The sequence below is a fragment of the Geobacillus sp. FSL K6-3411 genome, assembly GCF_037965715.1.
Lineage (GTDB): Bacteria > Bacillota > Bacilli > Bacillales > Anoxybacillaceae > Geobacillus > Geobacillus thermodenitrificans.
Window position 1 is genome coordinate 873,359 of the sequence record NZ_CP150187.1, and the last position, 23,797, is coordinate 897,155.

Consider the following 23,797-nt stretch of genomic DNA (forward strand, 5'->3'; position numbering starts at 1 on the left):
AGCGGTTGCAGTCACAATGGATTGCTGACAAAGTACTCGAACTGTATCCGTACGAAGTTGAGCAGATTGAGCTTCAGGTGATGCGGCCGAAGGAAACGGTCTGGACGGTTGCTACAGATGAGGGAGAGAAAGTGTTGCGGCAACGGGCGACGCTGCCGGAGCGGATGCTGTTTTATGCCGAGGCGCATTGGCATTTGCAGCAGCGGCAGTTTCCGATTGCCCCGTTATGCCGGACGAAAAACGGCGGTCTATGCGTCGCAGGAGGGGAGCAGGCATACGCGCTATACGATGCCGTCAGTGGCAAGGAAGTGGGCTATTACAATGTCGAACAGCTTGAAAATGCGTTCGAATTTCTTGGTTTGTTCCACGCCGCCTCGCAACAGTTTTCTCCAAGCTCGAAGGCGAAAAAACGAAACCGGCTTGGAAAGTGGCCAAAGGCGTATACTTGGAAATTGCAAGAGCTGTCTGGCTACAAGAAAATGGCAGCCGCATTTGCCGATGATCCGTTTTCTGTCCTGTTTTTTGAAGCCGCTGACGCAATGATCGCCGCAGCTGAAGAGGCGACCAAGCAACTAGAGAGCGACGCCTACGCTGAATGGACAGCCGGACCGAACCGGTGGACAGGATTTATCCATAAAGATATTTCCTTGTCACACCTTATCGAAACGGAGGAGACGATGATGATGAGTTATCTTCCCGCAGTCGTCATCGACTTGCCGGTGCGCGACATTCAAGTGCTGCTCCATAAAATCATGAAAAAGATGGCGGTGTGGGATGAAGAACTGGCTGCACGGCTTCTGCAAGCGTACCATCGCGTCCATCCGCTTACCGACGATCAATACAGGCTGCTCGAAGCGGAGCTGTTGTTTCCACACTTGTTTGCTTCTGTCGCCCGCAAGTATTATTTAAAGGCGAAAGACAATTGGTCAGATGAAAAATATATGTGGGAGATACAGACGGCTATTACGGTTGAGCGGTCAAAACAAGACGCGCTCCGCCGCACGCCGCTGCCATCGCTTTTGTAAAGGAGGTGCATGAGGTTGGACCACATTCCGAAACTCGATTTGCAGCCGTTTCGTTTTTCCCCGCCTGGGCCGATGGGATGGGGATGGATAGAAGATGATGAGTTTTTCGATCAGCTATTGCTTGGATTAGAGGAAGAAGGGGAAGACGAGGAAGAAGAGGAAACAGACGTTGACTTGCCGCCTGTCCTTGTTGAGTTGGGCACGGAAGGGGAAGGACAAGAAGCTGTTATCCCGCTGCCACTAAGGCAACTGGAGAAGAGCAAAAAAGAAAAGCGAACCGTTAAGCGGAAAAAAGAAAGCCGTCGGGAAACACGGCTGAAAAAGACGGTTCAAAACGAAGAGCTGGTGTCAGTGAAACAAGCAGCAGACGATACCCTTCAAAAACAGAGCCAGCAGGAGAAATGGAAGACGAACGAGGTTCAAAGCGAAATACTGGAGCTAGTGAAGCAATCGGTAGCAGACAGTGGACAAAAACAGCGTCAGCTAGCAGAGCAAGAGAGCAAAAAGGCTTTGCAACAGGCAGTTCAGCGGCAGGTGGCCGTTCCATTTGTTCTTTCTTCCACCTATGCCAACCGTCCAAAAGCAGCCGGGACAAACAAAAGAAGCAATATGTTTGCGATTGGATAAGACAAAAGGATGCTGCCTCATAGGGCGGGCATCCTTTGTTTTTGTCTGTTCTGTATACCCAGAAGGCATTGCTGCTAGAGGGAAGAAGTTTGGCTCTTATGGCTGGCGAGCGCTTCCGCATAAACAGCCTCAAGACGGCTGGCGACATGTTTGAACTGAAAATGTGTTTCCACAAGTTTTCGTGCTGTTTTGGCCATGCGTTCGGCATGTTCTTTTTGTTCAAGCATGTAGCTGATGGCCTCGGCAAAGGCTTGCTTGTTCGTGTAATCATCAATGACGATGCCCGTTTGTCCGTGTCGGACGATTTCGGCGTTGCCACCGCGGTTGGTCGTCACGACTGGAATGCCAGCGGCCATCGCTTCGTAATGGACGCGGGCGAGCGGCTCGTGCCATTGGGAGCTGCATACAAATACATCGGCCATTAACAGCAGTTTTGGAATATGAAAGTGCGGAATGTAATTCGTGAAGATGACGTGGTCACCTAACGGCGCAGCGAGTTGATGCAACCAATCAATATATTCGTTTCGGCTGTTGTCGCTAAACCACTTCCCACCAGTGATGACAAGCACTGCCTCGGGATGGCGTGTCAGCAGGGACGGCAAGGAGTGAATCAGGACATGTGGGCCTTTTGTTTTGCTAAGACGACCGATAAATAAAATGACTTTTTTGTCGACGAGTCCATGTTCCTCACGCAAAGATTGGCGGATGCGCGCCCCTTCTTCCGTCCAAACCGGAACGTATTGATCTAAGTCCACTCCGGAATAAATCACGTTAATTTTTTGAGGATCGACCGGATAGCGTCCTGTCACTGTCCGTTTAATATATTCGCTAACGGCGGTAAGCCGCGTACAAGCCATCAGTGCCCGTTCAGCTTCCGTCGGCGTGATTTTCAGCGGCGAAAACATGTCGTTATGGAGACTCAGCACAAAGGCGCTGTGCGGTGCTGCGGTTTGGTAACTAGCGAGAGGCGCAGGGCGATTGAACACGTGGACGACGTCGAAACGGTTTGCAGCTAGCGCGCGCGCTACATCGGCTTCGTATGTCATCTTCGGAAAACGGATATAGTGGATGTTTTCGACCGTCTCTTCAGATGGCAAGAGCGGATCGGCTACAGAAAAAATGGTTAGTTTGTGGGAGCGGGCAATGAACGGTGCGATTCCGTCAATCATGACTTGAATCGCACCGCCCTTTATTGCTGGTGAAGGCAGTTTTTCCGTGCAAACGTAGGCGATGTTCATGGCTGCTCACCCTTGTATAACGAACGGATGTATTCGATTTCTTTTTGCAATCCATCTATGAGCGTGATAGTCGGTTCGTATGCGAGCAGCTGTTCTGCTTTTGTCAAGTCGGCCCATGTCTGTTTCGGCTCCCCGCGGGCGGCGGACGTATAGTGGATCGTCGCCTTTCTTCCGGTCAACACTTCAAGCAAGTGAATCACATCATTCACGGATGCACGTTCTTTCCCGCCGATGTTGATCGTTTCCCCGATTACATGATCTCGTTCGAGCGCGGCTGCCGTCCCGTCGATGCAATCGGAAATATAGGTGAAATCGCGCGATTGCGTTCCGTCGCCGAATACGGTGAGCGGCTGACCAGCGAGCAGTTGGCGAATAAAGCGGTGGAACGACATATCGGGGCGTTGGCGTGGCCCGTAAACGGTAAAATAGCGCAAAATGACAACTGGTACGGCAAACTCGCGGAAATAGACGCGGCATAAATGCTCGCCTGTGAGCTTTGTAATGCCGTATGGAGAGAGCGGAACTGGTTCGAGTGTTTCCGACAGCGGACCACTCCGTTCACCGTAAACGGACGAGGTTGAAGCATAGATGAACCGTTTGAGGGGCAAGTCTTTGCACGCTTCCAACAGCCGTTGTGTAACGGAAATGTTGTGCACTGCATAGTCGGCAAAGTCCGTTCCCCAGCTTGTTCGCACGCCGGGCATACCGGCTAAATGGTATACGGCTTCCACATCTTTTAACAATGCTGGCAAGTCGGCTGTCAGCAAATCCGTCTCAACCAACGTAAACCGCGGATGGGATTGCAAATGGGCGATGTTTTTCATCTTCAGCGGCGCCGGTGTTGGCCCGATAAAGCCGTCGACGCCGATGACTTGGTGTTGATCGTTTTCGAGCAGTTTTTCACATAAATGAGAGCCGATAAATCCGGCCGCTCCAGTGACGAGAATGTTCATGGACGTCCCACCCCCACGTAGCGCAAGCCGCTTTGTTCGACAGCGCGGCGATCTAAGCAATTTCGTCCGTCAAAGACGAGTGTCCCGTTCATTGCCGCTTTCACTTCTGACCAGTCAAGTGTGCGAAATTCGTCCCAGTCGGTGGCGATGATCAGGGCATCTGCGTCTTGGATCGCTTCGTGCACCGATTGTACTTGTATGACATTGGCAAGCGGCGCCGTTAGCGTCGCCTTCGGATCGTAGGCAGCGACCGTGCAGCCCGATCCACTTAACTGACGGATGAGCGCTTCGGCGGGGGAAAAGCGAGTATCGTCTGTATTCGGCTTAAAGGCGATGCCAAGCACGGCTATTTTTTTACCGTTCAACGGAGCAAGCTCTTTATTCAGTTTGTTGAGACAAACGTCAATTTGAGTGGCGTTGACAGATTGGACTGCCTGTAGCAAGCGGGGCTCGACATCACGCGAGCGCGCTGCATGTTCGAGTGCTTTCACATCCTTGGGGAAGCAGGAGCCTCCATAGCCGAGACCAGCTTGCAAAAAATGCGGTCCTATGCGCGGGTCGAAGCCAATCCCGCGGGCGACGTCGTTGATATCGACGGCAAATGCGTCGCAAATGCGCGCCATTTCGTTGATAAAGGATATTTTGGTTGCTAAAAAGGCGTTGGCGGCATATTTGATCAGTTCCGCCCCGGTGAGGCTTGTCGTGACGTAAGGAGCGTTGATGCCGGCATACATGGTCTGCACGACAGCAAGCGACCGATCGTCATCCGGCTCGAGGCCGACAACGATTTTGTCCGGATGAAACATATCGTAAACAGCCGACCCTTCGCGCAAAAACTCCGGATTGGATACGATGCGGAATAAATGTGGGGCTACTCCTTTTCGGATGAGTTCAGCGCGCATCCATTCATTCGTCCCCGGAGGGACAGTGCTTTTTGTGACGATCGTTTTGTACGATTCGATCGTGGCGGCTAAACGGTCGAGCACCGCTTCGATATAGCGTAAGTCGGCGCTGCCGTCCGGCCGCGGCGGAGTGCCGACGCAAATGACAATGACGGCCGCCCGTTTAATATAATCCCAGCGGCCGCTAAATGTTAAATAGTTACAATTTTTAGTGATTAACTCTTCTAATCCCGGCTCATAAAACGGAACTTCTCCGTTGTTGAGCAGGTGAATTTTCCGTTCATCATGGTCGATGCAATGCACCTCATGCCCAAGTTCAGCGAGGACGGCTGCAGTGGTCAGTCCGACGTAGCCAGCGCCGATGATGCAGATATTCATGCTAATAGGCCTCCTTCACGAAATCTTCTTTTATAGCGTATTAACGGACAAGTTTTGTTTGCTATGGCAAGCGCCTAAAACGCCGGAAATAAAGCAGCCTATTTTGGGAAGACAATCTCCCATGTCATTCGGAAACGAATACGACAAGGATATAGAGGACAAGGAGGGGGAGTGGTGGTCAAAAAGGTGATCATCCCCGCGGTCGGTTATGGGACAAGAGGCTTGCCGGAGCCATAAGTCCATCCAATAGTAATAGCGGTTTTTTCGATGAACATAATATTGCTTTGTTTTAGTTTAGAAAATTTAGGGGCATGAAATCCTGTCTCGTATCGTTTGGAATGAAGCAAGAGGGGAAAATCGGTTTGCGCCTCATTTAGCTGCTTGAGCACGTACCGCTGGCCTGTTTTTCTTTTTTGTATAAGCCATATCTTTTCGTTCTTCCGTTCGCCGATGACGTCAGTTTCGATTTCCAACAGGCTGTAATTGTTGAAAACATCAAATAACAGGCGAGATCGTCAGTTCCTCTTAGCGCAATGGTCGATTAGTAACAGTTTATGTAAGAGAAAAAGAAATGGTGTAGACAAGCGCACTAGTCAGCGAGAAGACGGCACTGCCTAAAATGAAGCGCCGGCTGCGCTGTTTGGACGCCAGCCGGCGATGTTGTTTTCTCTCGTTATTCCACCTCGTCATCCAAATTCGTTGATGAGGATGACTGCATGGAAGCAGGGAGATCGATTGCAGTGATCGTGGTTGCATCGAGGGTAAGCGTGTGCCCTCCATCTTCGTAAAAACGGTCAACCAACAGCGAAACGGTGTTTGTCTGCGGCTCGAAACCGAGAAAAAGCGCATTGTAATACGTCTCATTCGCAGTGTGCACGTTCACTTCAGTGTCGGGCAGGAGCGCAGTTAACTGTTCGTAAAGAGCGCCAGGCAGTTGGGGCAGTTGGGGGCGAACCGGCTGCTGGGTTGGTCGTCGGGTCGGTCGCCGCTCGAAAAATACATGATACATTGTGTCGCCTCCTTTCTTGTGTTAAAAACCTATACTTCATCATATGATTGGCGTAGGAGAGCGTTTGGGTAAACGTCCGTACGAAGACGAATTCGCCCGCCGCTACATGAAAGAGAAGGGGAAAAGAGACTTCCTTTTGCGGTCATGGGGAGTGGAGAGGGGGAGGAATGTGGATAGTCCGTTTTCGTTTGTTCTTCTTTGTTTGGCTAGCTTCCGCCTGACGAGGCTCATCGTGTATGATACGATCACCAACTGGCTGCGTCAGCCTTTCCATGAATGGGTGGAAGAGGAGCTTCCGGATGGAAGAAAGGAAGTATTTCTCGTTTTGAAGGGAAACGGGGTGCGCCGCTGGTTCGGCGAATTGTTGAGCTGCTACTGGTGCACTGGGATATGGTGTGCAGCGTTTTGTTACGCTGGTATTACGCTGTGGCCGGGCGTTTTTCAACCGCTCATCGTGTTGCTTGCCATTGCCGGCGGGGCAGCGATCATTGAGACGGTTGTCGGCAAATGGCTCTCATAGAGAGACATTGCCGACTTAGGCCGCGATCGGCCAATGAGGATTGACCATTGATGCGACCGATTGTCAATAGCTGTTTGACGAGAAGGGGACACCGTTCACCTCAGGAATGAGAAAACCGGCCTAAGAGCAGGCCGGCTAAGAAAAGAAGACGCGCCGCCGAGCGATGTGAAGCGAAGGAAAGAACCGTTTACCATTGGATGGCGATATGGTTGGCTGCGGGTACGCCTTTTGGCAATTCAGAGCAATACACAAAACCATCGACTGTCAGCGATCGAGCGCTACCGGATGGGCGGACGGCGATCTCAAATTGGGAAAAACGCCGTTCTTCTCCGGGTTCGAGCGGAGAACCATGGAGCGGGGCGATCCAATATTCGCCGTTTTGCCGCACTTTCTCTCGCCAGTTTTCTTGGATGAACGTCCAGCTTTCTCCGCTGTTTCCGGCAAGCAGTTCCTGTTCCGCACGGGCGCTTTGGGGCAGCACAATTTTTCCGCTCAGTACTGCTATTTTCGGCGGCGAGAGACGGAGGCAAACAATGAGATGGTGAAGTGGTGTTGTCCCGCTGTTGCGAATGATGAAATCACCGATCACGGTCATTTCTTCTTCGTCAAGATGTGGCGGAATGACAATAGAATAGTGAAACAGCGCCGAGACCGAGGCAACCGGTTCAGCCATTGTTTGTTGCCATTCAGAGCGCTGATGTTCTGTCTCTTCCAAAGCGATTTCGTACATCAACAGCTGGCGTTCCAAGGCGGCGATTTTCTTCTTATACGTTTCAACATTGGTCGTTTCTGCTTCACGGAACTTTTCTTTCCAGTAGGCGCTACGCATTTTTTCCTTGGCCAGCTCGGCTTCAAGTTGCTGCAACTGTTCCTTGCATGAGGCGGCTTCCGAGCGGTAGTGGATGATTTGCTGCTGCAGACGGAGGTGTTGGTCATCGTTCGTGTTTTTCACTTGCTTTCCACCCCTTCCATTTTTATCTTATGTACGCACGGCCGGCAAATGCCATATAAAAAAGGCTGTTGTTGGGAACAACAGCCTGAACGGTGCAGGACGTTACATTGCCGGGAATACGTCTGGGCATTGCGGCGGGAATTTCTTCGTCGGGCAAAGCGTGATGCCTTCAGCAAGTTCTTCCCGCGGCTGGCAGAAACGGGCTTCGACTTCGATTTTGACATCAGCTTCCATTTGGACTTCGAGGCACAAGGTGATGGAAACGTCGAGCTGGTTAAAGTTGTCTGTGCAAACTAGGCTCGTGTCGCATTCGAAGAAAGAAATATGGCAGTTGAGTTGCGTGCCTTCTGGAGCGCATAAAATGAATGTTTGCGCCGTGGCAAACGGAATCGGCGCCGATTCGCAAATGACCGTGCCGGTCGGGCTGACGATTTGCACGACGACGTGTCCTTTGACGAGCGCTTTGACTTTTTGCAACGTGACAGTCTCACCAGAAGGAAGAGTGACGTTTACAGGCTGCCGGCCGTTTGATTGCGTAATTTCCTGGCAAATCAAGGCGTCGTGATCAACGGTTGGGTCGATCGGATTTCCTTCAGCATCGGATAAGAAGCACCGGATCGTAAAAGATTGCGGGTCTGCCGATTGCGATGCCAAGAATTCGCAAATCGTTCCCTGCCGAGGGCAATTGGCCGATGGAAAAATTTTTTCCAAATCGTCGCCGCTGAAGCTTCGTAACGGTACATCAACTTGGCGCGTCACCCAGTCGTAAATTTTACGGGTTCTGATGCATACTTTTTCTTTATCGCGACGGTGATAATGGCCCATTTTCTTCGTTCCTCCTATCGTTCATTTGTTCCCCAACTCCTGATGGTTTGGGACTACTGTATACTATGAACGATATGGGTAAATGTGTTGGGACAGATGCGGATTTTTTGCTGACGCACACTAGAGAACGAAATGAAGGGGAGATGACGAATGAAAGAGAAACAAAGGGCAATAAATACAGAGAAAAAAGGAATGGATGAACGGCTGGTTGAACAGATCGCCGAACTGGAGCGTCGATTGAAAGAGGTGGAAGCAGAAAATATTGTCTTGCGGGAATTGGCCTACCAAAGTGAGCAGCGTTACGAACAAATCAAACAGCTCATGAAAGAAAACAACGAGCTGCGCCGTCAACTGCAACAACTGCCACAGTCGGAAGAGACGAGCGATGTCTACGAGGAAGAGCAGCCGGACAGTTGGTTTTTCCATACACTAAGGCACGAAAACGCGATCGTCCCCATCCAGAGCGAGACAAAGAAAAATGAAAAATGAGAAGCACCCTTGACTTATAGGGCCATACAATAACAGTAGTTATACATTTTTTTCTATACGGGGGGATGAAGCCATGAGGAAACCAACTTCTCCGAAACGGAAGGCAGTGGTACTTTCCTCGGCAACCCAGCCTGTGCGTCGTCCACGGGGCTGCGGCTGCGGCCGGCCGATCGCAAAGAAATAGCAAACGGCCGTGAGAGACGCCTATACCCTGCTTCCCTTCATTGCATAGTCTAACAGTGCAACTAGGCGAAAGGAAGGGGGGATGGGCATGTCGGATCGAAAAAAAGCAAAAGTCATCCAGGTTGATAAGTTGATCATTCACGCCGATGATGTGGTGATTGTGCCACGTAGACGCATTCGTGATCCATGGTTGTTCCCGCATCGTGTTGATGATGAAATCGAAGCCATCGAAGATGTGCGGGATGAAAAAGGGCGCGATGAAGAGAAACATGGTCGGGACGAAGGGGAATGGAGACCGTTCTCATGGATTTAGTGATGAGATAAATGGGGGATATGAACGGTGGAGCGTTTTAAAAATTACGGTCTTTGGATTGCGATCGGGTCGTTTGCTGTGCTGATGCTTGAGACGTTTGGCATTGATATCGACCTTGGTAAATACGAGCAGCTGTATCAAGCGCTGTTAAGCATTTTAGTGATGGCCGGCATTTTAAACAATCCATCGCTCGGCCGCGGCTATTCTGACAAAATCGACAAAAAGTCATAAACGGTAGGGGGCGCCTGCAGTCAACGGCGCCCTTTTTGTGTCCGAAAAGGTGGAACGTGAGGCGGAATGTTTTACAGCAAATTACAATTATAATTTGACACCGAAAAGCCACTATAAATATTGTCAACCCCAACTTCTATACATGGTGAGGAGGACATAAATCATGACGGTTGCTACACAAGTAAAACAAACATTAGCTGGATTAAAAGCCGCCCAAGCGAGCTTCGAGACGTTCGCGTTGCAAACGGAAAACCAAAATGCAAAACAGCTTTACCAGCAAGCTGCTCAGCAAACGCAAGCGGTCATCGATTTAGTTAACACGCGCGTGCAGGAAATTCAAAACGAAGAGCCACAATATAAACAGCAGTAACTTTTTGTCGGGGCAGATGTTGTGGTTCGGGCGGAAAGGTTGGCAGTACGCCAACCTTTCCCCAAATTGACGGAAATACATAAAAAGAATGGATTGATGGCGATGAAACAATGGTGGTTGGTCGTGATGGCCGCTCTCATGGTAGCCAGCGGCTGTGCGAAAGAGGAAACAGAACAAAAACAATCGTTGCAAGGGACGAATTTGATGCGGGCTCAAACATCCGGGACAGCAAAAGGAACTAAGCTTGACCAAGGGCCGGCCGAGCGGGCCGCCGACTATTTACGTAGACGTGAGGATATCCGGGATGTCGTGGTGGTCAACAGCGGAGACCGGCTGCTTGTCGCATACCAAATTCCCCATATGCAGCGATGGAACCGAAAGAAGATTGAAAAAGACGTTGAAGGTCGATTGCGCGATATGTTTCCCGGTTACAAGGTGATTTCCTCGAGTGATTTGAAAATCTTTTGGAAAACGCAGCAATTAAAAACAAAGATGAGTAACAAGAGCTTGGATCATCGAGAGGTCAACCGGGAAATCGGACGCATTGAAAAGCTGAGCAAAGAGCAGACATAAGAGGTGTCATTATGGCGAATGAAAAGAGGAAAAACTTAACTCCAGTTCAACAAGAGTATCACTTATTTGAAAAGGAACGGGAAACAAAGCGCCCGATCGTCCGCAACTGTGCCCGTGCTTTTCTCGTTGGCGGGATTATTTGTACGATCGGACAGGCGATCTCTTATTTTTATATGTATTTCTTTGACTTCACTGAGCAGACGGCAGGGAACCCGACCGTAGCGACAATGGTTTTTTTGTCAATGATTTTAACCGGGCTTGGCGTTTATGACCGGATCGCTCAATTCGCGGGAGCGGGGAGTGCTGTGCCCGTAACGGGGTTTGGCAACGCCGTTATTTCCGCGGCGATTGAACATCGAACAGAAGGATTTGTGCTCGGCGTCGGTTCTAACATGTTCAAACTCGCCGGTTCGGTCATTTTGTTCGGCACGTTTGCCGCGTTTGTCATCGCCCTCATCAAAACGATTGCCATACAATGGGGGGGATTGTAATGCTGAAAGGGCATCGCACATGGGTATTTGCGAACAAGCCAGTCATTGTTGCGACTGCTGCAGTTGGTGGACCGTTTGAAGCAAACGGCCGTCTCGCTGACGATTTCGACTTTCTTCATGAAGATTTATGGCTTGGCGAGGACTCGTATGAAAAAGCGCACCGCGTCTTGTTCGAGGAAGCGGCATTTCAAGCGATGGAAAAAGCCGGTTTGGAGAAGGAAAAGGTGCAATTTCTCATCGCTGGCGACTTAATTAACCAAATGACGCCGACAAGTTTTGCCGCTCGGACGCTCGGTGCACCATATCTCGGCGTTTTCGGCGCTTGTTCCACGTCAATGGAAGGGCTGGCGCTCAGCGCTTTTATTACAAATTATGGTGGGGCAGATTATATATTGACCGGGGCATCAAGCCACAACACCGCCGTCGAAAAACAGTTCCGCTATCCGACGGAATACGGCGGACAAAAACCACCGACGGCGCAGTGGACTGTCACTGGCGCGGGGGTGGCCATCGTCAGTCCAAAAGGGGATGGACCGCGTGTAACGGCGGCGACGATCGGCCGTGTCGTCGATATGGGAATGACGGATCCGTTTAATATGGGCGGTGCGATGGCACCAGCAGCGGTCGATACGATTGAGGCACATTTGCGCGATATGCAAATTGACGCATCCCACTATGACTTGATTGTCACTGGCGACTTAGGGAGAATTGGGCGTCAAGTTTCCCTTGATTTGCTGCGTCAGCACGGCATCGATATCGATGAGGAACGCTATCAAGATTGTGGGCTGCTCATTTACCGCGACGGGCAGCCGGTGCTGTCCGGGGCAAGTGGGGCAGCTTGTTCCGCTGTCGTCATTTACGGCCACTTGCTCAAGCGGATGCGACGCGGCGAGCTGAAGCGCATTTTAGCTGTAGCGACAGGGGCATTATTGTCGCCATTGTCGTTCCAACAAAATGAAACGATTCCTTGCATCGCCCATGCGGTAGCAATTGAGTATAGAGGTGAGGCGTAGCGTGTTGACCATGTTTTTTTGGGCGTTTGTCGTCGGTGGGGTGATTTGCGTTATTGGCCAAATTTTGATGGATGTTTTTAAATTAACCCCCGCCCATACATTAACAATTCTTGTTGTCACCGGGGCGATTTTAGACGGACTTGGTTTGTACGAACCGCTTATCGATTTCGCCGGTGCCGGGGCAACGATTCCGATCACGAGCTTTGGAAACTCGCTCGTCCACGGGGCGATGCAAGAAGCAGAAAAGCATGGAATTGTTGGCGTGTTGACTGGCATGTTTGAAGTGACAAGTGCCGGCATCTCTGCCGCCATCGTCTTCGGATTTATCGGGGCGCTTTTGTTCCGCCCGAAAGGATAGGAGGAGCGTTCATGACGGTTGCTTCGCAAGTGAAACAAACGTTAGCGAGCTTAAAAGGCATTCATGCCGGACTGCAGCAATTGGCGCTCACATCGCAGGATGAAACAGCGCAACGGACGTTTCATGAGGCGATGCTCACCACCGAGGAGATCATCGCCAAGCTGAAAAAACGGATCAGCCGACTTGAGTTCGAGGAGCCGCAATATCATGGAAAGTAAGGAGCATGATCCATGCCTGTATGGTTAGAAGTCGCCATTCGTTCCTTTTGTATTTTGATCGGACTGTTTATCATTACTCGCATTCTTGGCAAAAAGCCGTTGGCAAAGCTGTCATTTTTCGAATATATTGTCGGCATTACCGTGGGGGATATTGCCGGAACAATGTCTGTCGATTTGGAAATTTCTCTTCAGGAAGGAATTACAAGTATTTTAATTTGGTCGCTCATTCCGGTGTTGGCCGCCCGCATTTCGTTGCGCAACAAAAAGTTCCGCGATTTTGTCGAGGGCAACTCGACGGTTTTGATCAAAAACGGCAAAATTTTAGAGGAAAACTTAAAGCGGGAGAAATACACAGCTGACGAGTTGCTTGAGCAGTTGCGTAAAAAAGATGTGTTCCGTGTCGCCGATGTCGAGTTTGCAATACTGGAGCCGAACGGTGATTTGAACATCTTGTTGAAGCGGGAAAAGCAGCCGCTTACGGTTGGTGATGTATTTCCGAACCCGCCGCAGGAAAAAGAGCCACAAACCGTCATTATGGATGGAGTGATTTTGGACGAGCCACTCTCTACGTTGGGACTTGGCCGCGGTTGGCTGAAGGAGCAACTTGATAAGCAAGGAGTAGCAGTCGAAAATGTCTTCCTCGCCCAAGTCGATTCATATGGACAGTTAACGATTGATTTGTACGATGACAAAATCCAAGTGGCCGAACCGCAGGAGAAAAAGTTGTTGTTGGCTGCAATGAAAAAAGTACAAGCTGATTTCGAGTTATATGCGTTGCAAACCGATTCGAAAGAGGCAAAAGCGCTGTACGAAACAAATGCGGTGAAAATGACGGAGCTCATCCAAAAAGTCGAGCCACTGTTGCGAAATTAATATTGAGGAGGATCAGATCATGGAGAATAAACGGACAAAAACAACGGATGAGGAAATTCAAATTCAGCTTAAAGCAGATGGCCGCCCTGAACGAGCGCGAACGACCGACGAAGAAATTTCGATTCAATTTATGTTCGATGGTGGCAGGCTGACCCACCAACCGAAAGATTACGAAGAGATCGAATATTAAGTGTTGTGTGATCGAGAAAGGTGTCCCAAATGTACGGGACACCTTTCTCATTGCTGCGTATACGCCAAAACAATGGCCCGAAAATGGTTGCAGCGCCTTGTTTTTCATGATGCAGGAAAGGGCGATCAAGCGGGCAATGATTGCAAAAAGGCGCGCACCTCTTCGGGGGTTTTCGCGTTGGCGCTATGCAGATGGGCGATTTTTTCCCCGTTTTGGAACACAAGCAAGCTCGGGATGCCGAGCACTTGATATTTCTCGCCAAGCTCCGGGAATTGGTCGCGGTTAATCTCAAACCAATCATATTGATCGTAATCACGAATGATGTCATCGATGAACATGTTCAAGCGTACACAATCAGGGCACCAAGTGGTGTAAAATTTGATGACAGCTGGTTTGCTGCCAGAAATAGCCGCTGTGAACTGATCGTTCGTTTCAATGGCTTTCATGCGTGTTCCCTCCATTTCATGTTGTCATCCTTTACTTTACCATATGGTGCGGTAAAAAAGAACAGGAACGCCTTCACATTCGGCCCCCCGTCTTGCATACAACAGAAAGAAAGGGGGGAAAGGTGTGAGCAAAGAGCTGGAAAAGGCGCTGGAAGCATGGGTGGCATCAAGGAAAGAAGGACACGAACAATTCATCCGTCTGTTTGAACAGTGGGGGAACGATTTCAATAAACAGCTGCAAGAAATCGAAAAACTAAACAATGGGTTTTTACAAAGCGTACAAGGCAACCTAAATTACATTGAACAATGGTTTGCGAAAAAGGAAAAGGAGTTTGCTATGCTGTTCCGCTTATTTGGATGACAAAATGGCGCGTGCGCCCATACGCTACCTCGAGCCGATGAATACAATACAGTAAACGAAGAAGGAGGTGCACGAGGATGGGCTTCTGCGGCTATGGAGGCTACGGTTATGGTGGCTACGGCTATGGCGGCTATGGCTATGGCGGTGGCTTTGTGTTGATTGTCGTCTTGTTCATCTTGTTGATCATTGTCGGCGCTGCATTTGTCGGCTAATGGAAAAAACGAATCCGATACGGGTCGTTTCGGTGCTGCGGAGCGGCTCGTATTTTTCTTTCCTCATTTGATGCACCTTCTTGTAGAGGCATCATACGATATACAGGGAGAAGGAGGCGGGAAGATGGATCAGCAATTTTTTAAAAACATTGAAAAGAAAACAGGCGTCAATATGAAAGATATTTTTGAGCTTGCCAACTCGCTGCAAAACGCCAATTTCAGCGATGAAAAAACAGTGCGCCAAGTAGTGAAGCGGGTTGCTCAAATCGCTAATCGGAGAGTGCCGAAAGAACTTGAAGACCAAATCGTCAAAACGATCGTCCATAGCGGCAAACAAATTGACTTTAATACGATCGCCAATATGCTGAACAATAAAAAATAAGCAAAAGGGAGCTGTGCAGATGCAAGCTCCCTTATTATTCAAGCGATTTCACCATTGTGACGTGCGGAATGCCGGCGTCCATAAACACGTCGGATATCACCTCATAGCCGAGTTTTTTGTAAAACGGTTCGGCGTGAGTTTGGGCGTTCAGCTTCACTTTTTTCGCCCCTTTTGTTTTCGCGAGCTGTTCAATGGCCGCCATCACCATTTGTCCAACGCCGCGGCCGCGGTAGGACGGCAAAACGCAAATGCGCTCAATTTTGCCAACCCCTTCGTCGATGAAGCGCAGTCGGCCGGCCGCGACCGGTTTTTCGCCATCATATAAAACAAGATGGGACGATTCTTGCTCGAACGCATCGATTTCGTCCTCTTCCGGCACGTCTTGTTCCTCGATAAATACGAGCCGGCGGACGTGCAAAGCGTCCTCGTACAAGGAGCGATCTTTTGTTGTTCCAATGGCGATGTTCATTATACCGTTTCCTTTCCTCCAACGACAAATGTGTCATACACGGTCCATGATCCGTTTTCGAGCTGGTAAAGGAGATGGAAGCGGTCGATCGTCTCTTCAAAATGTACGTGTTGCAGCTTCACTTGGCTGTAGACATCGGCGTATTCCGCCCCCGGTAAATCACGGCCGATCGTAATGTGCGGCACGAATGCAAATTCTGGCTTGCCGGCGAACAGGCCACTGTGCAGCTGTTCATGGAGGTGCTTAAGCACGTCGTTTTGCTCCACTTTCAAATAAATGATGTTGCTCGTCGGGTAAAACGAGCTGAATTTTGTCACTTTGATGGGGATTGGAGGAGTTTCCGCTGCGATACGGTGCAATTCTTTCGTCATCTCTTTCAATTGCCCCTCATTCGCTTCAAACGGATATTTTAACGTGATGTGCGGCGGAATAAGAGCGTAATGGCTGTCATACCGTTTTCGGTAAGAGTTGGCAAAATCTTGAATGCATTTTGATGGAAATAATACAATGCCGTACTTCATCCCGATTTCCCTCCTTAGATGGTTGTTTTTCTATTGTTTACAGCGACAAAATAGCGGATACAGCTCTCGGTAAGTCAGGCTGCCAATACGTCCACGCATGACCGCCGGCAAACTCATGGTACGTATAGGCGAATTGTTTTTCCATAAACAAGTCTCGCGCCATCCGATTTGGTGTAATAAAGTCGCGCACATGGCCGTCCGTTGTTTTCACGGCTGTTTCTTCCGTGCCGACGGAATGGTAAATCGAAAGAAGTGACGGATCACGGAATGCGCGGATACGCGCCAGCACTGAGTCATCGATATAAGGGGACTGCATGGCGATGTTTCCAAATGTATGCGGATACAACAATCCAGCTAGCAACGAGATCGTTCCACCGAGCGAATCGCCGATCAGCGCCCGGCCTTTGCCCATTTGATAGGTCGGTAGCTCATGGTCCAAAAACGGAACGAGTTCATGAGCTAAAAAACGAATGTACGCTTCGTGTTTTTGCCCCGCTGGGTGATATTTCTCGTAGCGGTCGTTCACATTCCGATATGGGATGCCGACGACGATCGTCCGGTCGATCGTTCCTTCCTCCATGAGCGTTTCGATGACGCGTTTCACTTTTCCATACATAAAATAATCTTTGCCGTCTTGAGCGATTAGTAAAGAATATTTGTGAAGCGGAGAAAAATTGCTTGGCAAATAAACAAGTAGTTCGATTTTCTCTTGAAGTTCTCCGCTGTAAAGCGCATAATCACGCATTATTCCTGCTGCGATTGCCATGACCATCCTCCATGAAAACGGTAAGTTCACCTGTTATTGTAACATATTTGGGCGAAAAGATGTTAATGAAGGGCTCGAATTTTTCATCAATTTGCCGAACATTGCCAATGTCAAAAAAAAAATGACTTGCAAAAACGGCCGGAATGCGTTACATTTTTTTATAAATTAACAAAATTGAATATACGTCCTATTCTTATCAAGAGAAGCGGAGGGAACTGGCCCTGTGAAGCTTCAGCAACCAGCCGGAAATCGGCCAGGTGCTAAATCCAGCGAATTGAGTATTCAATTCGGCAGATAAGAAGAAGCGTGACCATGGATATGGAAAAGTCTTCTTCTTAGAAGACTTTTTTTATTTTCTTTTTTTGGGTGATTGATCCGCTGACTTGTGAGTCGATCCGAAAACGAGGTGCTTGGCTGCCGAGACAAGCAGCGGTACGCTTCAGACACCCTATCCGTCGGAAGGGAATTTTTCGGCAGAAGGAGAGAGATGAGATGAAGAAACTGGAGACATTGTTGGCACAAATTGGCAATCGGAGCGAAACGGTGACGGGGACGGTCAACCCGCCGGTTTATTTTTCCACCGCCTACCGCCATGCCGGCATTGGAGAGTCCACCGGGTTTGACTACATCCGCACCGGCAATCCGACGCGCAAAATCGTCGAAGAGGCGATCGCGAGGCTTGAAGGTGGTGACCAAGGCTATGCGTTCAGTTCCGGCATGGCCGCCATTCAGACAGTGCTCGCCTTGTTTGAGAGCGGAGACGAGTTTCTCGTATCGGCCGACCTTTACGGCGGCACGTACCGACTGTTTGAGCGCGGCTGGCGTAAATACGGCCTCGGATTTCATTACGTTGATTTTGCTGATTTGGATGCCGTGGAAGAAAAAATCACGGAACGGACGAAAGCGATCTTTTTGGAAACTCCAACAAACCCGCTTATGCATGAGACCGATATCCGCGCCGTCTCAGAGCTCGCTAGGCGGTATGGGCTTTTACTGATCGTTGACAACACGTTTTATACGCCAGTGCTTCAACGCCCGATCGAACAAGGGGCTGATATTGTCATCCATAGCGCCACGAAATATTTAGGCGGCCATAACGACGTCTTAGCTGGTCTAGTTGTTGCTAAGGGCGAAGAGCTCTGTCAGCGCTTGGCGGAGTACCATAACGCCATCGGCGCCGTTTTGTCGCCGTTTGATTCATGGCTGTTGATTCGCGGGATGAAAACGTTGGCGCTGCGGATGCGCCAGCATGAAGAAAACGCCAAGCGCATCTGCTCCTTTTTGCGTGAACACGAAGAGGTCACTGATGTGCTATACCCGGGAAGAGGGGGAATGTTGTCGTTCCGGATTGCCGATGAAAAATGGGTGAACGGTTTTTTGCGATGTTTGCGTCTCATTACGTTCGCGGAAAGCCTAGGCGGGGTCGAAAGCTTTATCACGTATCCGGCGACGCAGACGCACGCTGATATTCCGGAAGAAATCCGCATCCAAAACGGTGTTTGCAACCGTCTGCTCCGTTTCTCGGTCGGTATCGAGCATGCCGACGATTTGATCGCTGATTTAGCGCAGGCATTGAAAAACATGAAAGAGGTGTGAGCGATGGAACGGGAATGGTCGTTTTCGACGAAATTGCTCCATAACAAATGGAAAGTCGATCGACATACAGGGGCGGTGAGCGTGCCGATCCAGCATGCATCCACGTTCCATCAGTTCGATTTCGACTCATTCGGCAAATACGACTACAGCCGCTCCGGCAATCCGACGCGCGAGGCGCTTGAAGAAACGATTGCCGCATTGGAAGGCGGTGTGCGCGGGTTTGCATTTGCTTCTGGCATGGCTGCCATTTCCACAGCATTTTTGCTCCTGTCAAAGGGTGACCATGTGCTCGTGACGGAAGATGTCTACGGCGGCACATACCGGATGATTACCGAGGTGCTTAATCGCTTTGGTATCGAATATACGTTCGTTGACATGACGGACCTTGAAGCAGTGGCGGAAAACATCCGGCCGAACACAAAGGTCATTTATATGGAAACGCCGTCCAATCCGCTCTTAAAAGTGACCGACATTCGCGGTGTCGTCAAGTTGGCGAAAGCGCATGGCTGTTTAACTTTTCTGGACAATACGTTCATGACCCCAGCGTTGCAGCGGCCGTTGGATCTCGGCGTCGATGTTGTGCTTCATAGTGCGACGAAGTTTTTAGCCGGCCATAGCGACGTCGTTGCCGGGTTGGCGGTCGTAAAAGACGAGGAGCTCGGCAAACAGCTATACAAATTGCAAAACGCCTTTGGCGCTGTCCTTGGCGTCCAAGATGCTTGGCTTGTGCTGCGCGGTGTAAAAACACTCCATGTCCGGCTGAAACAGTCGTCTGAATCAGCGGCCGCCCTTGCTGCCTATTTGACGCGCCATCCCAAAGTAGAGGAAGTGTACTATCCAGGATTGTCCCACCACCCGGGCCATGCGATCCAGCGCAATCAAGCGGCTGGGTTCGGCGCTGTGCTGTCGTTCCGCCTGGCGGATGAAGAAGCGGCCCGGACGTTCGTCCGAAACGTTCGCTTACCGGTGTTCGCCGTCAGTCTTGGCGCTGTTGAATCGATTTTATCGTATCCAGCGAAAATGTCACATGCCGCCATGCCGAAAGACGAGCGGCTGCGACGCGGCATTACCGACGGACTGTTGCGGTTGAGCGTCGGGCTTGAGGATCTCAACGATTTGATCGCCGATTTTGAGCAGGCGCTATCATTTGTCAACGAGCGCTCGTCGATTCCGGCGCGATGAAAGAAAGTAAAAAAATGGCTATGCTGTAACAGCATAGCCGTTTTTCATTGTTTGATAAGGTATGTGAGGTTTCGGCGGATGCATACCTTATACTCTTTGTTGTTACAACTCGCGAACAAAGTTAATGGCCGAAAGTTGAATCAAGACCGTTCGTGTTTCCTGCTCATATTCACCTGCTTCGGCTTGCAGTTGAATAATTCCATTCCCAACAGCAGTCAATTTTCCTTCAAACAAGTTGTTATCGGTTGCGACTTGGAGCGTCTCGCCGATCAAGCGGCGGAGCTGCAGTATCAATAGGAGCGAAAAGTTCATCGTTTCCTCCCTCCTTTCAGTCTAATAGGGCGACGGCTTGAATGTTGGTAAACGGAAGGTAGACGAAACGGCCGAGCGCATCTTCAAGCACAACATAATCGATTCGGACTGCCCTGACGGTGCCGGTCACGAGCCCGAAATTGACCGTAATTTCTACCGTTTCACCGATCAAGTCGTTAAGTTCATCGCGAATATCGCCTATTAACGATGTACCGGTATGCAGCGCGTCACAAATCTTCTGCAACAACTCCCTTTCATCTGCTAAAAGAGCACGCTGTTCTTGTCCCTCACCACGCATTCTTTTCAAAATTTGTTCCACATCACCTTTGCGCTCTTGTAACAAAGAATGGATCTGTTCCAATGTCGAATCGTCCAAATCTAGTTTTTCAAGCCATGTACGGATTTTTTTCATCTCTTTTGACGCATGGTGTAAATGTTTAGAGCTCAATGTGTTTTCCTCCTTCCTGTGATTTCGATACGTTAACTACGTATATGCACCGTGCTCTTATTCGACACGGGTACGTATCCACGGAAAAAAGAACGATTTTTTTAGTGGCAGGTATGGGGGAAAGGTCGAATTTTGTTAGGAAAGATGGTAGAGGGGAAAGTAATATTATCCTATTTTTTTACAAATCAACGATCGCCTCTCACCGCTAAGAAGAAAACTGGATATATAGTATAAGAAGAAAACTGGATAGTAGAAGAGGGGATTGATGATGGAATCAAAGCGAAAAAGCGATTTTATTAGCGTCGTCATTCCATGCTATAATGCTTCCCGTTACATTCAAGATTGTCTTGACGGGCTTGCTAGGCAAACATACCAACAGTTTGAGGTCATTATTGTCGATGATGGTTCCACGGATCAAAGCGAAGAAACGGTAAAACAATGGATGGAACAACATTCGCCATTTTTTTCGATCATGTATATTAAGCTACCCCGCAACATTGGCTTTGCCGGGGCGGTAACGGTCGGCTATTTTTCAAGCATCGGAGAGTACATTGCTGTTCATGATGCCGACGATATTTCCCACCCTGAGCGGTTGGAAAAACAGCTTTCCTTTTTGCGCGAGCACCCAAACATCGCCTTAGTCGGCACCAAATACGCTTTCTTTCCCGACGGCCATTTTGAGCGCCAAACCCCCGCTAACTGGCTGGCGTACGGAAGCGACAACATCCGCCGTGTATACGCCCAAGGCAAACATTGCGTTTGCCACGGAACGATTATGTTCCGCGGTGAAGTATTCGACCGGCTCGGCGGGCCGACAAGACGCATTCGAGGTGCGGAAGACTATGAGTTTATCGTCAAGTTTTTAAACGCGAAGCTCGAAATCGATAACTTGCCTGATATCCTTTATTATTACCGCAGCCATCCGAAGCAACGCTCGCGTCAATTTTACGGGAAAAGAGGTTGAGGATGATGCGTGTATTGATGGTGCTAGACGGCCTTGATTTCGGAGGAACAGAAACACACGCCTTAAGTTTGGCAAAAGAAATGGCAGCCCGCGGTATTCACATCGCTGTCGCCGCCCGAAATGGGGCGCTCGCTTCCCGCTTCGAGGCAGTTGGCTGTCCGCTTTACTTCATTGATTTTCCAACGGTGATCAACATTGACGAGCAGCGAAAAGAACAGATCATTGAGCAGCTTGAGGCGGTGATAAAGAAGGAAAACATCTCGATCGTTCACACCCATCAAACCCCATCCGGCATCCTCACTGCCCTTGCAGCGAACCGTTGCGGCGTCCCGGTTGTCTTTACCGCTCATGGCACATACTATCCACTTTCCGAATTGGAAACGATGCTCCGCTTAGCGTCAGCTGCTATCGCTGTCAGCCCACCTGTCGAGCGCCATATCCGCCCGATGATCGTGAAGCGGTTTCTCATTCCGAACGGCATTGACACGAACGAGTTCGCACCGCTTGGCCGTCAGGGACGGCAGGCGCTCGGCATCCCAGACGATGCCCTTGTCATCGTCTACAGTAGCCGGCTCGCCTGGGCAAAAGCGCGCATTTGCTTTATGGTGTTAAAAGCGTGCAAAGATCTCAAACCGCTGTTTCCGAACTTGTACGTCGTTGTTGTCGGAGACGGTCCGCGCTTTTCCGACGCCGAGAACCTTACCCGTCTCATCCACCAAACGTGTCGCGCGACGTTTATTCATCTTGTTGGTGAACAAGGGGACATGGCGCCATACTATTCGCTTGCCGATCTTGTCGTCGGCACTGGGAGAGTCGCCTTAGAAGCAATGGCATGCGGCAAACCGGTGCTTGCCGCCGGCAACCACGGCTACTTCGGCCTCGTCGAACCAAACTCCTATAAGGACGCATGGGAATGCTACTTCGGCGATCATGGCTCACGTCAAGACTGCAGCCGCTACATCCTTTCCCAAGACATGAAACACCTTCTTCGATCCCCCTTATATCTCGAACAGCTCGGCCAGGCCGGGCGGGAGTGGGTCATGCGCCAGTTCAATATTCAAACGTGTGTGGATCAAGTGCTTAACGTCTATGAATCATTGCTGAAAGGGGAAGCGAAACAATGAAAAAAGTGCTGTATATCGGTTGGCTTGGATTTCAAAACATCGGTGATGAACTGTTATGGAACGTCTTCACCGCCTCGGCTCGCCAGTACGCCCCAGGCGTTCAGATCGTTCCGTCAACGCCTAAGGTCAATTGGAAAGACACGAGCCCTTATGACGCCATCGTCCTCGGCGGCGGTTCGCTCTTGCTTCCGGGCTATATGGCCGTTTTGCGTCAAGCGCACGAAGCAGGAAAACCAATCTGGATATGGGGAACCGGCATCGACTGGATCGGCCCGATGGAAACGGACGCCTTGCGCGCGGGTGCCAAGCCAGCACTCAACCATCATTTTTCCGCCAAAGACGCCGAACTCTTTCGCACGGTCCTTGCCTCGGCCGCCTTCGCGGGCATCCGTGGCCCGCTCAGCAAAGCGGCCTTGGACACGTTAGACGCTTGTCCTCCAAACGTCCGTGTCATCGGCGATCCCGGACTGCTTCTATCACCCGCTATGCCCGCTGAGCAGCCAAAGACAGAAAAAACAATCGGCATTAACTGGGGGACGACGTATAACCGCTTGTTCGGGCAAAACGAAGCGCTCGTCGAAGACGCACTCGTCCGCGCCGCCAAAACGTGGATTGACGCTGGTTACCGGATTTACTTGTACATCGTCTGGCCGAGCGATCGCTCCGCCTGCGAGCGGCTGTACAAGAAAATCAATTGCCCGGAGCGCGTCACCTTCGACCGCACGTTATACAACGAACAACAGCTCATCGAGCGGCTCCGCCCATTGACAGCCACCGTCAACTTTAAGCTCCATGCCAACTTGTTGTCCCTTGCTGCTCGCGTTCCGGCCGTCATGCTCGGCTACCGGTTTAAAGTCTTCGATTTCGCCGCCTCGCTCGGCTTCGAACAGTATGTCATTTCCACCGCTAGCCCGCAGCTTGACACGGAATTGGTCAAAACAGTGGCCCTCGCCGAAGAACAGCGCAGCCGCATCATTGAGCAATACGAAGCCGCCCGCCGCCAATACACTCCGCTCTTGCTCGAACCGTTCCAACACGGATTATTTGTTTAGGGGAAGGCGCCTTCCCCTTTTCATTACCTTTTTTCATCATGAACATCGATTTTTTAAAAAAAGTTGTTGACAACCTGTATGCTCGTCTATATAATTAAAAATGTGTTCGATAGCGAACAACAAAATATGATTCCGTAGCTCAGCTGGGAGAGCGCCACCTTGACAGGGTGGAGGTCGCTGGTTCGAGCCCAGTCGGAATCACTAAAGTGAGAGGCTTGAAATCCTTTTGTA

The 23,797-nt window shown here is 50.1% G+C and carries 36 protein-coding genes, 1 tRNA gene and 1 riboswitch; of the genes, 23 read left to right on the forward strand and 14 right to left on the reverse strand.

Going from position 1 to position 23,797, the window contains the following annotated elements:
* The first annotated feature begins 5 nt into the window (after positions 1 to 5).
* Both NSQ22_RS04420 and NSQ22_RS04425 read left to right on the forward strand, forming a co-directional pair.
* Positions 6 to 1,025 carry a CotS family spore coat protein gene (locus tag NSQ22_RS04420; protein ID WP_008878950.1) on the forward strand — a complete coding sequence of 340 codons (1,020 nt, stop codon included), beginning with the start codon at positions 6 to 8 and terminating at the stop codon, positions 1,023 to 1,025.
* Positions 1,026 to 1,034: 9 nt separating this feature from the next.
* Positions 1,035 to 1,652, forward strand: a complete 618-nt coding sequence (locus tag NSQ22_RS04425; RefSeq protein WP_008878949.1) for a hypothetical protein — start codon at positions 1,035 to 1,037, stop codon at positions 1,650 to 1,652.
* 74 nt (positions 1,653 to 1,726) lie between these two features.
* Here the strand turns inward: NSQ22_RS04425 and NSQ22_RS04430 are convergent, their stop codons facing one another.
* The 6 genes from NSQ22_RS04430 to NSQ22_RS04455 form a co-directional block, all read right to left on the reverse strand.
* The gene (locus NSQ22_RS04430) at positions 1,727 to 2,890 is read right to left on the reverse strand and encodes a glycosyltransferase family 4 protein (protein WP_011886954.1); all 1,164 of its coding nucleotides are present in this window, start codon (positions 2,888 to 2,890) and stop codon (positions 1,727 to 1,729) included.
* Positions 2,887 to 3,843, reverse strand: a complete 957-nt coding sequence (locus tag NSQ22_RS04435; RefSeq protein WP_008878947.1) for an NAD-dependent epimerase/dehydratase family protein — start codon at positions 3,841 to 3,843, stop codon at positions 2,887 to 2,889. The genes NSQ22_RS04430 and NSQ22_RS04435 overlap by 4 nt, the downstream gene beginning before the upstream one ends.
* The gene (locus NSQ22_RS04440) at positions 3,840 to 5,123 is read right to left on the reverse strand and encodes a UDP-glucose/GDP-mannose dehydrogenase family protein (protein ID WP_029761540.1); all 1,284 of its coding nucleotides are present in this window, start codon (positions 5,121 to 5,123) and stop codon (positions 3,840 to 3,842) included. The genes NSQ22_RS04435 and NSQ22_RS04440 overlap by 4 nt, the downstream gene beginning before the upstream one ends.
* A gap of 206 nt (positions 5,124 to 5,329) precedes the next feature.
* Positions 5,330 to 5,596 (reverse strand): hypothetical protein, encoded by a 267-nt coding sequence (locus NSQ22_RS04445; RefSeq protein WP_011886955.1) that lies wholly within the window; start codon positions 5,594 to 5,596, stop codon positions 5,330 to 5,332.
* Positions 5,597 to 5,675: 79 nt separating this feature from the next.
* Positions 5,676 to 5,813: a hypothetical protein gene (locus tag NSQ22_RS04450; protein WP_190300614.1), complete on the reverse strand. Its 138-nt coding sequence runs from the start codon at positions 5,811 to 5,813 to the stop codon at positions 5,676 to 5,678.
* Positions 5,797 to 6,132, reverse strand: a complete 336-nt coding sequence (locus NSQ22_RS04455; RefSeq protein WP_008878945.1) for a hypothetical protein — start codon at positions 6,130 to 6,132, stop codon at positions 5,797 to 5,799. Before NSQ22_RS04455 ends, NSQ22_RS04450 begins: the two co-directional genes overlap by 17 nt.
* Before the next feature lie 169 nt (positions 6,133 to 6,301).
* Between NSQ22_RS04455 and NSQ22_RS04460 the strand changes: the two genes are divergently transcribed.
* A complete protein-coding gene (locus tag NSQ22_RS04460) occupies positions 6,302 to 6,652 on the forward strand; it encodes a DUF1360 domain-containing protein (protein WP_029761542.1) in 351 nt (116 codons plus the stop codon).
* 187 nt (positions 6,653 to 6,839) lie between these two features.
* On the opposite strand, the gene NSQ22_RS04465 is transcribed toward NSQ22_RS04460, so the two are convergent.
* Positions 6,840 to 7,604: a hypothetical protein gene (locus NSQ22_RS04465; protein WP_081157062.1), complete on the reverse strand. Its 765-nt coding sequence runs from the start codon at positions 7,602 to 7,604 to the stop codon at positions 6,840 to 6,842.
* Between the two features lie 102 nt (positions 7,605 to 7,706).
* A complete protein-coding gene (locus NSQ22_RS04470) occupies positions 7,707 to 8,429 on the reverse strand; it encodes a hypothetical protein (RefSeq protein ID WP_339264227.1) in 723 nt (240 codons plus the stop codon).
* 150 nt (positions 8,430 to 8,579) lie between these two features.
* On the opposite strand from NSQ22_RS04470, the gene NSQ22_RS04475 reads away from it, so the two are divergent.
* From NSQ22_RS04475 to NSQ22_RS04525, 11 genes are all read left to right on the forward strand, one after another.
* Positions 8,580 to 8,918, forward strand: a complete 339-nt coding sequence (locus NSQ22_RS04475) for a spore coat protein (protein ID WP_008878941.1) — start codon at positions 8,580 to 8,582, stop codon at positions 8,916 to 8,918.
* 271 nt (positions 8,919 to 9,189) lie between these two features.
* Positions 9,190 to 9,414: a hypothetical protein gene (locus NSQ22_RS04480; protein ID WP_327054802.1), complete on the forward strand. Its 225-nt coding sequence runs from the start codon at positions 9,190 to 9,192 to the stop codon at positions 9,412 to 9,414.
* A gap of 27 nt (positions 9,415 to 9,441) precedes the next feature.
* Entirely contained in the window at positions 9,442 to 9,645 is a 204-nt protein-coding gene (locus NSQ22_RS04485; RefSeq protein ID WP_008878939.1) for a hypothetical protein, read from the forward strand.
* Between the two features lie 163 nt (positions 9,646 to 9,808).
* On the forward strand, positions 9,809 to 10,015 hold the full coding sequence (locus NSQ22_RS04490; RefSeq protein ID WP_008878938.1) for a DUF1657 domain-containing protein: 207 nt from the start codon (positions 9,809 to 9,811) through the stop codon (positions 10,013 to 10,015).
* A 96-nt stretch (positions 10,016 to 10,111) separates the two neighbouring features.
* Positions 10,112 to 10,588: a YhcN/YlaJ family sporulation lipoprotein gene (locus NSQ22_RS04495; protein ID WP_081157066.1), complete on the forward strand. Its 477-nt coding sequence runs from the start codon at positions 10,112 to 10,114 to the stop codon at positions 10,586 to 10,588.
* A gap of 11 nt (positions 10,589 to 10,599) precedes the next feature.
* Positions 10,600 to 11,079: a stage V sporulation protein AC gene (gene spoVAC / locus NSQ22_RS04500; protein ID WP_008878936.1), complete on the forward strand. Its 480-nt coding sequence runs from the start codon at positions 10,600 to 10,602 to the stop codon at positions 11,077 to 11,079.
* On the forward strand, positions 11,079 to 12,092 hold the full coding sequence (spoVAD, locus tag NSQ22_RS04505; RefSeq protein WP_081157068.1) for a stage V sporulation protein AD: 1,014 nt from the start codon (positions 11,079 to 11,081) through the stop codon (positions 12,090 to 12,092). The genes spoVAC and spoVAD overlap by 1 nt, the downstream gene beginning before the upstream one ends.
* A gap of 1 nt (position 12,093) precedes the next feature.
* A complete protein-coding gene (gene spoVAE / locus NSQ22_RS04510; protein ID WP_327054803.1) occupies positions 12,094 to 12,450 on the forward strand; it encodes a stage V sporulation protein AE in 357 nt (118 codons plus the stop codon).
* Between the two features lie 11 nt (positions 12,451 to 12,461).
* Positions 12,462 to 12,668, forward strand: a complete 207-nt coding sequence (locus NSQ22_RS04515) for a DUF1657 domain-containing protein (protein WP_081157070.1) — start codon at positions 12,462 to 12,464, stop codon at positions 12,666 to 12,668.
* A 12-nt stretch (positions 12,669 to 12,680) separates the two neighbouring features.
* On the forward strand, positions 12,681 to 13,541 hold the full coding sequence (locus NSQ22_RS04520) for a DUF421 domain-containing protein (protein ID WP_081157072.1): 861 nt from the start codon (positions 12,681 to 12,683) through the stop codon (positions 13,539 to 13,541).
* A 19-nt stretch (positions 13,542 to 13,560) separates the two neighbouring features.
* Positions 13,561 to 13,731, forward strand: coding sequence for a hypothetical protein (locus tag NSQ22_RS04525; RefSeq protein WP_008878931.1), 171 nt, complete (start codon positions 13,561 to 13,563; stop codon positions 13,729 to 13,731).
* 125 nt (positions 13,732 to 13,856) lie between these two features.
* On the opposite strand, the gene NSQ22_RS04530 is transcribed toward NSQ22_RS04525, so the two are convergent.
* Positions 13,857 to 14,177, reverse strand: coding sequence for a thioredoxin family protein (locus NSQ22_RS04530; protein ID WP_008878930.1), 321 nt, complete (start codon positions 14,175 to 14,177; stop codon positions 13,857 to 13,859).
* Positions 14,178 to 14,301: 124 nt separating this feature from the next.
* Here NSQ22_RS04530 and NSQ22_RS04535 point away from each other — a divergent pair, with 124 nt between their 5' ends.
* From NSQ22_RS04535 to NSQ22_RS04545, 3 genes are all read left to right on the forward strand, one after another.
* Complete coding sequence (locus tag NSQ22_RS04535) at positions 14,302 to 14,538, forward strand: hypothetical protein (protein WP_008878929.1); 237 nt, start codon at positions 14,302 to 14,304, stop codon at positions 14,536 to 14,538.
* Between the two features lie 77 nt (positions 14,539 to 14,615).
* Positions 14,616 to 14,750, forward strand: a complete 135-nt coding sequence (locus NSQ22_RS04540; RefSeq protein ID WP_008878928.1) for a YjcZ family sporulation protein — start codon at positions 14,616 to 14,618, stop codon at positions 14,748 to 14,750.
* Positions 14,751 to 14,874: 124 nt separating this feature from the next.
* Positions 14,875 to 15,132, forward strand: coding sequence for a stage VI sporulation protein F (locus tag NSQ22_RS04545; RefSeq protein WP_008878927.1), 258 nt, complete (start codon positions 14,875 to 14,877; stop codon positions 15,130 to 15,132).
* A 34-nt stretch (positions 15,133 to 15,166) separates the two neighbouring features.
* Here the strand turns inward: NSQ22_RS04545 and NSQ22_RS04550 are convergent, their stop codons facing one another.
* From NSQ22_RS04550 to NSQ22_RS04560, 3 genes are read right to left on the reverse strand one after another with little or no spacing between them, the layout of a single operon-like run.
* Positions 15,167 to 15,601, reverse strand: a complete 435-nt coding sequence (locus NSQ22_RS04550) for a GNAT family N-acetyltransferase (RefSeq protein WP_008878926.1) — start codon at positions 15,599 to 15,601, stop codon at positions 15,167 to 15,169.
* A complete protein-coding gene (locus tag NSQ22_RS04555) occupies positions 15,601 to 16,122 on the reverse strand; it encodes a YjcG family protein (RefSeq protein WP_008878925.1) in 522 nt (173 codons plus the stop codon). The genes NSQ22_RS04550 and NSQ22_RS04555 overlap by 1 nt, the downstream gene beginning before the upstream one ends.
* Before the next feature lie 37 nt (positions 16,123 to 16,159).
* A complete protein-coding gene (locus tag NSQ22_RS04560; RefSeq protein ID WP_327054804.1) occupies positions 16,160 to 16,888 on the reverse strand; it encodes an alpha/beta hydrolase-fold protein in 729 nt (242 codons plus the stop codon).
* Between the two features lie 190 nt (positions 16,889 to 17,078).
* Positions 17,079 to 17,189: riboswitch (SAM riboswitch) on the forward strand.
* 191 nt (positions 17,190 to 17,380) lie between these two features.
* Here NSQ22_RS04560 and NSQ22_RS04565 point away from each other — a divergent pair.
* Together NSQ22_RS04565 and metC are read left to right on the forward strand one after the other, a co-directional pair.
* On the forward strand, positions 17,381 to 18,484 hold the full coding sequence (locus tag NSQ22_RS04565; RefSeq protein ID WP_008878923.1) for a methionine biosynthesis PLP-dependent protein: 1,104 nt from the start codon (positions 17,381 to 17,383) through the stop codon (positions 18,482 to 18,484).
* 3 nt (positions 18,485 to 18,487) lie between these two features.
* A complete protein-coding gene (metC, locus tag NSQ22_RS04570) occupies positions 18,488 to 19,666 on the forward strand; it encodes a cystathionine beta-lyase (RefSeq protein ID WP_008878922.1) in 1,179 nt (392 codons plus the stop codon).
* A gap of 102 nt (positions 19,667 to 19,768) precedes the next feature.
* Here metC and NSQ22_RS04575 read toward each other — a convergent pair whose 3' ends face one another.
* Positions 19,769 to 19,978, reverse strand: coding sequence for a hypothetical protein (locus NSQ22_RS04575; protein WP_008878921.1), 210 nt, complete (start codon positions 19,976 to 19,978; stop codon positions 19,769 to 19,771).
* A gap of 16 nt (positions 19,979 to 19,994) precedes the next feature.
* Entirely contained in the window at positions 19,995 to 20,426 is a 432-nt protein-coding gene (locus NSQ22_RS04580) for a hypothetical protein (protein ID WP_008878920.1), read from the reverse strand.
* Between the two features lie 265 nt (positions 20,427 to 20,691).
* Here NSQ22_RS04580 and NSQ22_RS04585 point away from each other — a divergent pair, with 265 nt between their 5' ends.
* The 4 genes from NSQ22_RS04585 to NSQ22_RS04600 all read left to right on the forward strand — a co-directional run bounded on the left by NSQ22_RS04585 (position 20,692) and on the right by NSQ22_RS04600 (position 23,767).
* Positions 20,692 to 21,390, forward strand: coding sequence for a glycosyltransferase family 2 protein (locus NSQ22_RS04585; RefSeq protein WP_008878919.1), 699 nt, complete (start codon positions 20,692 to 20,694; stop codon positions 21,388 to 21,390).
* A gap of 5 nt (positions 21,391 to 21,395) precedes the next feature.
* Positions 21,396 to 22,514 carry a glycosyltransferase family 4 protein gene (locus NSQ22_RS04590; protein WP_253806249.1) on the forward strand — a complete coding sequence of 373 codons (1,119 nt, stop codon included), beginning with the start codon at positions 21,396 to 21,398 and terminating at the stop codon, positions 22,512 to 22,514.
* Positions 22,511 to 23,566 (forward strand): polysaccharide pyruvyl transferase family protein, encoded by a 1,056-nt coding sequence (locus NSQ22_RS04595; protein ID WP_008878917.1) that lies wholly within the window; start codon positions 22,511 to 22,513, stop codon positions 23,564 to 23,566. The genes NSQ22_RS04590 and NSQ22_RS04595 overlap by 4 nt, the downstream gene beginning before the upstream one ends.
* 128 nt (positions 23,567 to 23,694) lie before the next feature.
* Positions 23,695 to 23,767, forward strand: a tRNA-Val gene (locus NSQ22_RS04600).
* The last annotated feature ends 30 nt before the right edge of the window (positions 23,768 to 23,797 follow it).

Coding starts and splice junctions, on each gene's coding strand:
- NSQ22_RS04425 (WP_008878949.1), top strand. CDS start 1,035: ATGAGGTTGGACCACATTCCGAAACTCGATTTGCAGCCGTTTCGTTTT.
- NSQ22_RS04430 (WP_011886954.1), bottom strand. CDS start 2,890: ATGAACATCGCCTACGTTTGCACGGAAAAACTGCCTTCACCAGCAATA.
- NSQ22_RS04435 (WP_008878947.1), bottom strand. CDS start 3,843: ATGAACATTCTCGTCACTGGAGCGGCCGGATTTATCGGCTCTCATTTA.
- NSQ22_RS04440 (WP_029761540.1), bottom strand. CDS start 5,123: ATGAATATCTGCATCATCGGCGCTGGCTACGTCGGACTGACCACTGCA.
- NSQ22_RS04450 (WP_190300614.1), bottom strand. CDS start 5,813: ATGACGAGGTGGAATAACGAGAGAAAACAACATCGCCGGCTGGCGTCC.
- NSQ22_RS04455 (WP_008878945.1), bottom strand. CDS start 6,132: ATGTATCATGTATTTTTCGAGCGGCGACCGACCCGACGACCAACCCAG.
- NSQ22_RS04470 (WP_339264227.1), bottom strand. CDS start 8,429: ATGGGCCATTATCACCGTCGCGATAAAGAAAAAGTATGCATCAGAACC.
- NSQ22_RS04475 (WP_008878941.1), top strand. CDS start 8,580: ATGAAAGAGAAACAAAGGGCAATAAATACAGAGAAAAAAGGAATGGAT.
- NSQ22_RS04480 (WP_327054802.1), top strand. CDS start 9,190: ATGTCGGATCGAAAAAAAGCAAAAGTCATCCAGGTTGATAAGTTGATC.
- NSQ22_RS04490 (WP_008878938.1), top strand. CDS start 9,809: ATGACGGTTGCTACACAAGTAAAACAAACATTAGCTGGATTAAAAGCC.
- NSQ22_RS04495 (WP_081157066.1), top strand. CDS start 10,112: ATGGCGATGAAACAATGGTGGTTGGTCGTGATGGCCGCTCTCATGGTA.
- spoVAC (WP_008878936.1), top strand. CDS start 10,600: ATGGCGAATGAAAAGAGGAAAAACTTAACTCCAGTTCAACAAGAGTAT.
- spoVAD (WP_081157068.1), top strand. CDS start 11,079: ATGCTGAAAGGGCATCGCACATGGGTATTTGCGAACAAGCCAGTCATT.
- NSQ22_RS04515 (WP_081157070.1), top strand. CDS start 12,462: ATGACGGTTGCTTCGCAAGTGAAACAAACGTTAGCGAGCTTAAAAGGC.
- NSQ22_RS04520 (WP_081157072.1), top strand. CDS start 12,681: ATGCCTGTATGGTTAGAAGTCGCCATTCGTTCCTTTTGTATTTTGATC.
- NSQ22_RS04525 (WP_008878931.1), top strand. CDS start 13,561: ATGGAGAATAAACGGACAAAAACAACGGATGAGGAAATTCAAATTCAG.
- NSQ22_RS04530 (WP_008878930.1), bottom strand. CDS start 14,177: ATGAAAGCCATTGAAACGAACGATCAGTTCACAGCGGCTATTTCTGGC.
- NSQ22_RS04540 (WP_008878928.1), top strand. CDS start 14,616: ATGGGCTTCTGCGGCTATGGAGGCTACGGTTATGGTGGCTACGGCTAT.
- NSQ22_RS04545 (WP_008878927.1), top strand. CDS start 14,875: ATGGATCAGCAATTTTTTAAAAACATTGAAAAGAAAACAGGCGTCAAT.
- NSQ22_RS04550 (WP_008878926.1), bottom strand. CDS start 15,601: ATGAACATCGCCATTGGAACAACAAAAGATCGCTCCTTGTACGAGGAC.
- NSQ22_RS04555 (WP_008878925.1), bottom strand. CDS start 16,122: ATGAAGTACGGCATTGTATTATTTCCATCAAAATGCATTCAAGATTTT.
- NSQ22_RS04560 (WP_327054804.1), bottom strand. CDS start 16,888: ATGGCAATCGCAGCAGGAATAATGCGTGATTATGCGCTTTACAGCGGA.
- NSQ22_RS04565 (WP_008878923.1), top strand. CDS start 17,381: ATGAAGAAACTGGAGACATTGTTGGCACAAATTGGCAATCGGAGCGAA.
- metC (WP_008878922.1), top strand. CDS start 18,488: ATGGAACGGGAATGGTCGTTTTCGACGAAATTGCTCCATAACAAATGG.
- NSQ22_RS04575 (WP_008878921.1), bottom strand. CDS start 19,978: ATGAACTTTTCGCTCCTATTGATACTGCAGCTCCGCCGCTTGATCGGC.
- NSQ22_RS04585 (WP_008878919.1), top strand. CDS start 20,692: ATGATGGAATCAAAGCGAAAAAGCGATTTTATTAGCGTCGTCATTCCA.
- NSQ22_RS04590 (WP_253806249.1), top strand. CDS start 21,396: ATGCGTGTATTGATGGTGCTAGACGGCCTTGATTTCGGAGGAACAGAA.
- NSQ22_RS04595 (WP_008878917.1), top strand. CDS start 22,511: ATGAAAAAAGTGCTGTATATCGGTTGGCTTGGATTTCAAAACATCGGT.